Annotated in this window: 6 protein-coding genes; 5 read left to right on the top strand and 1 reads right to left on the bottom strand. The window is 48.9% G+C overall.

All coding sequences use genetic code 11. The features are described 5' to 3' along the window. The 3 genes from aceB to AC6R1A_RS12380 all read left to right on the top strand — a co-directional run. A partial coding sequence (gene aceB / locus AC6R1A_RS12390; protein WP_500646183.1) for a malate synthase A occupies positions 1 to 1,344 on the top strand: 1,344 nt, incomplete at its 5' end. A gap of 187 nt (positions 1,345 to 1,531) precedes the next feature. After that, complete coding sequence (gene aceA, locus AC6R1A_RS12385) at positions 1,532 to 2,845, top strand: isocitrate lyase (RefSeq protein WP_487901723.1); 1,314 nt, start codon at positions 1,532 to 1,534, stop codon at positions 2,843 to 2,845. A gap of 182 nt (positions 2,846 to 3,027) precedes the next feature. Next, positions 3,028 to 3,807: a TSUP family transporter gene (locus tag AC6R1A_RS12380; protein WP_500633726.1), complete on the top strand. Its 780-nt coding sequence runs from the start codon at positions 3,028 to 3,030 to the stop codon at positions 3,805 to 3,807. A gap of 125 nt (positions 3,808 to 3,932) precedes the next feature. Here the strand turns inward: AC6R1A_RS12380 and grcA are convergent, their stop codons facing one another. Further along, the gene (grcA, locus tag AC6R1A_RS12375) at positions 3,933 to 4,310 is read right to left on the bottom strand and encodes an autonomous glycyl radical cofactor GrcA (RefSeq protein ID WP_334551405.1); all 378 of its coding nucleotides are present in this window, start codon (positions 4,308 to 4,310) and stop codon (positions 3,933 to 3,935) included. Between the two features lie 324 nt (positions 4,311 to 4,634). Here grcA and nfo point away from each other — a divergent pair, with 324 nt between their 5' ends. Together nfo and ung are read left to right on the top strand one after the other, a co-directional pair. Beyond that, positions 4,635 to 5,528: a deoxyribonuclease IV gene (gene nfo / locus AC6R1A_RS12370; protein WP_500633727.1), complete on the top strand. Its 894-nt coding sequence runs from the start codon at positions 4,635 to 4,637 to the stop codon at positions 5,526 to 5,528. Between the two features lie 256 nt (positions 5,529 to 5,784). Then, positions 5,785 to 6,471 carry a uracil-DNA glycosylase gene (gene ung, locus AC6R1A_RS12365; RefSeq protein ID WP_500629204.1) on the top strand — a complete coding sequence of 229 codons (687 nt, stop codon included), beginning with the start codon at positions 5,785 to 5,787 and terminating at the stop codon, positions 6,469 to 6,471. The last annotated feature ends 12 nt before the right edge of the window (positions 6,472 to 6,483 follow it).

Raw genomic sequence — 6,483 nt, 5'->3', positions numbered from 1 at the left:
CAAGATCGCCGAGTAGAAATCACCGGCCCGACAGACAGAAAAATGGTCATTAACGCTTTGAATGCCAACGTTAAAGTGTTCATGGCCGACTTCGAAGACTCTATGTCACCTGCTTGGGATAAAGTGTTGGACGGACAAATTAACTTGCGCGACGCGGTAAGAGGGGAGATCAGTTACACCAACCCTGACAATGGCAAGCACTACCAATTGAATGACGATCCAGCGGTGTTGATTTGTCGTGTACGTGGTCTCCATTTAAAAGAGAAACACGTGACGTTTAACGGCCAAATTATCCCCGGAGCTCTGTTTGATTTCGCGCTCTACTTCTACAACAACTACCAAGCGCTTCTTAAAAAAGGCAGCGGCCCTTACTTCTACATTCCCAAGTTGCAATCCCACAAAGAAGCGCAGTGGTGGAGTGAGGTGTTCCATTTCACCGAAGATTACTTTGGTCTGGATACGGGCACCATTAAGGCTACCGTTTTGATTGAAACCTTGCCTGCGGTATTCGAAATGGACGAGATCCTCTTTGCGCTCAAAGAGCACATTGTTGGCCTCAACTGTGGCCGTTGGGACTACATCTTCAGTTACATCAAAACATTGAAAAAGCACCCAGATCGCGTGTTGCCAGACCGCCAAGTGGTCACGATGGACAAGCCGTTTTTGAACGCCTACTCACGCTTGTTAGTGCGCACTTGTCACAAACGCGGTGCCTTTGCGATGGGGGGAATGGCGGCCTTTATTCCAGCCAAAGATCCAGTACAAAACCAACGCGTGCTAGACAAAATTCAAAACGACAAATCGCTAGAGGCGAATAATGGTCACGATGGCACTTGGGTCGCTCACCCAGGTCTTGCGGATACCGCAATGGCGGTGTTTAGCCAAGTGCTTGGTGAGCGCCGAAATCAATTGGATGTCACACGAGAAGACGATGCGCCTATCACGGCAGAGCAGCTACTTGCCCCGTGTGAAGGCGAGCGCACCGAAGAAGGGATGCGACACAATATTCGCGTCGCGCTGCAATACATCGAGGCGTGGATCTCGGGCAACGGCTGCGTTCCCATCTACGGCTTAATGGAAGATGCCGCGACCGCTGAGATCTCTCGCGCCTCTATTTGGCAATGGATAGCGCACGGCAAAACTCTTGATAACGGTCAAGTGGTCACCAAAGCCTTGTTTGAACAATACCTCTCTCAAGAGATTGAGGTGGTGAAACAGGAAGTGGGCGAAGCGCGTTATCAAGCGGGGCGCTTTACCGAGGCGGCTGACTTGATGGCCAAGATGACCACCAGTGATGAGTTGGGGAATTTCCTCACCATCCCAGGCTATGACTACTTAGATTAACCACGGATTTACCCATAACAATCGTTTACCTATAAGTATCGTTTACCGGTAACTATCGTTTTATTAATAACAATAACGTGAATGCAGATGGCGGGTAAGGTTGTACCGCCACACCATCTAACAAAAGAAACAAAAGGATCGTGCGCCGCCCCTACCGGCAAGCACTCAAAACAAGAGGGATAGACCAATGACAAACTTAACTCGTCGCCAACAGATCGAAGCTCTAGAAAAAGACTGGGCAACCAATCCACGCTGGAAGCATGTGAAACGTCCATACACGGCTGAAGAAGTGGTCGAACTACGCGGCTCTATGGTGCCGGCTAACACCATCGCTCAGCGCGGTGCAGATAAATTGTGGTCATTGGTCAATGGCAGCGCCAAAAAAGGCTACGTGAACTGTTTGGGTGCACTGACCGGTGGTCAAGCAGTACAACAAGCCAAAGCTGGGATTGAAGCGATTTATCTCTCAGGTTGGCAGGTGGCAGCGGACAACAACACCGCGTCTACCATGTACCCAGACCAATCGCTCTACCCGGTGGATTCTGTCCCTTCAGTGGTGAAACGCATCAATAACTCGTTCCGTCGCGCTGACCAGATCCAGTGGTCAAACGGTAAATCACCCGAAGATGAAGGCGGCATTGATTACTTCTTGCCTATCGTTGCTGATGCAGAAGCTGGTTTTGGTGGTGTACTCAACGCGTATGAGTTGATGAAGTCGATGATCGATGCGGGCGCCGCGGGTGTGCACTTTGAAGACCAGCTAGCGTCAGTGAAAAAATGTGGCCATATGGGCGGTAAAGTATTAGTACCGACTCAAGAAGCGGTGCAGAAATTAGTGGCAGCGCGCCTGGCCGCCGACGTTTCGGGCACGACTACCTTAGTGATTGCCCGTACCGATGCGAACGCCGCCGATTTGTTGACCTCTGACTGTGACCCATACGATGCGGACTTCATTGTTGGAGAACGTACACAAGAAGGCTTCTACCGAGTACGCGCAGGCATCGACCAAGCGATTGCGCGTGGTCTTGCTTACGCTCCGTATGCGGATCTCATCTGGTGTGAAACCGCCACGCCGTGTCTTGAAGAAGCGCGTAAGTTTGCTGAAGCGATTCATGCCGAGTACCCAGATCAACTGTTGGCGTACAACTGCTCGCCATCATTTAACTGGGAGAAAAACTTGGATGCAGAGACCATCGCCAAGTTCCAACAAGAACTGTCGGATATGGGCTACAAGTACCAGTTCATCACTCTAGCGGGTATCCACAACATGTGGTTCAACATGTTCGAACTGGCGCACGACTATGCGAAAGGCGAAGGCATGCGCCACTACGTGGAGAAAGTGCAGCGTCCTGAGTTCCAAGCGGCAGAAAAAGGCTATACCTTCGTTGCGCACCAACAAGAAGTGGGCACCGGGTACTTTGATAAGATGACCAACACCATCCAAGGTGGTCAATCATCAGTGACTGCATTAACCGGCTCAACCGAAGAAGACCAATTCTAGTAGTCCCCACCCTTATGAGTCTTATGTGGGATAACAAAATGCAGGCTGTTATCCCCATGACTCAACTGTTTAGGCATTTGTATTGACATGCTTTTGAGCGGCCATCGGTCGCTCTTTTTTGTTTTCCATCATCAAGTCACCAGTGGTACTCTGCGCATCTTACCCCTTATCAACTGATCGTCATGGAACTCACCTTAGATATTTTCACCCTGCTGTTTTTTGTCGCGGCATTCGCTGGCTTTATTGATGCGATGGCAGGGGGAGGCGGGCTTATTACGCTTCCGGCTTTGTTGGCCGTAGGCATCACGCCAGCACAGGCGTTGGCGACCAATAAGCTACAAAGCTCATTTGGGAGTTTCTCCGCAACTTGGTATTTTGTTCGGCGCGGCATTGTTAATTTGAAAGCGATGCGCCTTGCGATTCTCTGCACCTTTGTCGGCGCTGCACTTGGCGCCCAAGTCGTGCAATACATTGATGCTGGCGTCTTAACCAGTTTGATTCCGCTGCTGCTGGTGGCGATCTCGCTCTATTTTCTTTTGATGCCAAAGACCAAGGCGCAATCGGGCGAGCCTCGACTCTCTGAAGCGATGTTTGCACTCTCGGTCGGTGGGGGCGTGGGGTTCTACGACGGTTTTTTTGGGCCGGGGACAGGTTCGATTTTTACGGTTTGCTTTGTCGCGTTAGGCCACTACTCCTTAGTGGATGCGACGGCAAGAACCAAAGTCCTGAACTTTACTTCGAACATCGCCGCGCTGTTACTATTTGTTCTGGCAGGTTTACCGATTTGGGAGCTAGGGCTAGTGATGGCGGTCGGCGGTTTTCTCGGCGCTAGATTGGGGGCGAAAGTGGTAATCGCGCAAGGTCAGAAGTGGATTCGCCCGCTGGTCATTATTATGTCGATGTTGATGGCGCTGAAGTTACTCTGGGAACAGCATCAGAGTACCATTTTGGCTTGGTTTTAGAGCGCAGAATTCAATCAAAGCACTGTGAATAGATTAGAAAAAAAACAGTCGATTAGAAAAAAAACAGTCGATTAGAGAATAAAAAACGGCGCGAGATGCGCCGTTTTTTTATGATGGTGTCGAGCTTACAAAGACTCGGTAAATGTACGAGCAATAACGTCGCGCTGCTGTTCAGGCGTCAGTGAGTTGAAACGCACTGCGTAACCAGAAACACGAATGGTTAGCTGAGGGTATTTCTCAGGGTGAGCAACGGCGTCTTCAAGGGTTTCACGCTTAAGAACGTTGACGTTTAGGTGCTGACCACCTTCGATCTTTGGTGCCGTTTCAATGGCTACTTCACGGCTTTCGTACTCACCCAATTCGTTAATCGCTACGACTTGGTCTGCTTCGTAGCCAGTGTTTGCCGCTACGCAGCGTGCTTCATTTTTCTCGCTGTCTAGTAGCCAGATTGAGTTAAGTAGTGCGTCGTTTGCTGCTTTAGTAATCTGAATGCCTTGAATCATTACTGTCTCCTAGTCCACTCTTGGGTGGTGAGTTGGTGTTAACTTTCGAATTTCGTTGAGCTACGTATTATATAGCGAATGTCCCTTATGATAGTATTGATTTAGGTCAAAAAACAACTAAAAACATTAATTATTTTAAGGTTAATTCTTTGCGATAAATCAATAAAACCTTTAAAAATAGTATTTTAAAAAATATTTTAAAACATTAACTATTTTTGAATGCTATGAATGTTGTAAATTTACTACATTTTGCATGTATTGATTGAGACGCAGACGATAAGTTGTTGTAATTCCATCCCCGAACTGAAAGTGTAAAGTGATTAAATGACAATCTCATCATCGAACAGTGATAGAAAATGGGTCGGCGCGCATGTTTCCGCCGCGGGTGGTGTCGATATGGCACCGATTCGCGCTCATGATATTGGCGCCAACGCCTTTGCTTTGTTCACCAAAAATCAACGCCAGTGGGCGGCGAAGCCACTCGACGCAGAGACCATCGCGCGTTTTAAAGCCAACTGCAAAAAGTACGGCTTTACACATGAGCAAATCTTACCGCATGACTCCTACCTGATTAATCTTGGTGCGCCTGAAGAGGAAAAGCTCAAAAAATCTAGAGTGGCATTTATTGATGAAATGTGGAGATGTCAGCAGTTAGGACTGAGCTTGTTGAATTTTCATCCTGGGAGTCATTTAAAGAAGCTTTCTGAGCAAGCGTGTTTAGCTAGGATCGCCGAGTCGATCAATCTCGCCCATCAAGCGGTGCCAGATGTTGTCGCAGTGATCGAAAATACAGCAGGCCAAGGCACGAACCTTGGTTGGCGCTTTGAGCATTTGGCGCAGATCATTGAACAGGTGGACGATAAAACTCGGGTGGGCGTTTGCCTCGATACTTGCCACACCTTTGCCGCTGGCTATGATCTTCGCAGTGTTGAGGCATGTGAAGCGACGTTTTCCGAGTTTGATCAAGTGGTCGGCATGCACTATTTACGGGCGATGCACATCAATGATTCAAAGTCGGCCTTGGGCAGCAAAGTGGATCGCCACCATGCGCTGGGCGAGGGGGAGATTGGCTGGCCATGTTTTGACTATATCGCCAATGATGCACGGTTTGATTCTATCCCTTTGATATTAGAAACAATTAAGCCTGATCTTTGGCCTGATGAAATTGCTCGTTTGCGCCGCATCGATCAAAAATCATCGGTAAATGTCTCAGCGTAACTAAAATTGGCACCAATCTTTCATAGTAAATAGTGATGTTACTCACAAGAGGGTGCCTATTATGCCTCATTCAGTTGTTACACCTGCGATCCGTTTTGCACGTTTACCTATGCCCAACCGTCATGTGAATGGTCAAGGACATCATCGTTCGCCGCAACCTAAGCGTTAAGTGAGTTTAGCTCGCCTAACAGAGGGCTTTGCTCTTATTGTAACTTTTGCGACAATCCGCTGACTGATTGGACAAAAGGAACAGACAATGACCCCTTCACTCACGTGGCAAGATGTGATTGGTGAGCAAAAGCAGCAGACCTATTTTCAAGACACTCTCGCGTTTGTTGACGCAGAGCGTGCGGCGGGCAAAGCGATTTTCCCGCCAGCGAAAGATGTCTTTAACGCTTTTCGAGCGACCGAGTTTGGCGATGTGAAAGTCGTGATCTTGGGCCAAGATCCCTATCATGGTCCTAATCAGGCGCACGGGCTGTGTTTTTCTGTCCTGCCGGGTATCAAGACGCCGCCATCGCTCGCCAATATGTACAAAGAGTTGGCGCAAGACATCGATGGCTTTCAGATTCCTCAACACGGTTATTTGCAACGCTGGGCAGAGCAAGGGGTACTGCTTCTGAATACGGTTCTGACCGTGGAGCAAGGTAAAGCGCATTCGCACGCCAAAACGGGGTGGGAGACCTTTACGGATGCCGTGATTGATGCGATCAACCGCCATCAACAAGGCGTTGTTTTCTTGTTGTGGGGCGCGCATGCGCAAAAGAAAGGCCGTTTTATTGACCGTAACCAACATCATGTATTGACGGCGCCGCACCCTTCACCGTTATCGGCGCATCGTGGCTTTTTGGGCTGTGGGCACTTTTCGGCGACCAACGAACGGCTTGTCGCGCAAGGAAAAACACCGATTGATTGGCAGCTGCCTCAAACTGTTGAGGTATAAAGCCATACAAAA

Source organism: Vibrio sp. R10-SG3-ISO3 (genome assembly GCF_059834225.1).
This window is presented reverse-complemented; position numbering and strand designations above follow the sequence as displayed.

Bases quoted from the DNA above. Each gene is read 5' to 3' on its own strand.
- nfo (WP_500633727.1), top strand. From the start codon at position 4,635: ATGACAATCTCATCATCGAACAGTGATAGAAAATGGGTCGGCGCGCAT.
- ung (WP_500629204.1), top strand. From the start codon at position 5,785: ATGACCCCTTCACTCACGTGGCAAGATGTGATTGGTGAGCAAAAGCAG.
- grcA (WP_334551405.1), bottom strand. From the start codon at position 4,310: ATGATTCAAGGCATTCAGATTACTAAAGCAGCAAACGACGCACTACTT.
- AC6R1A_RS12380 (WP_500633726.1), top strand. From the start codon at position 3,028: ATGGAACTCACCTTAGATATTTTCACCCTGCTGTTTTTTGTCGCGGCA.
- aceA (WP_487901723.1), top strand. From the start codon at position 1,532: ATGACAAACTTAACTCGTCGCCAACAGATCGAAGCTCTAGAAAAAGAC.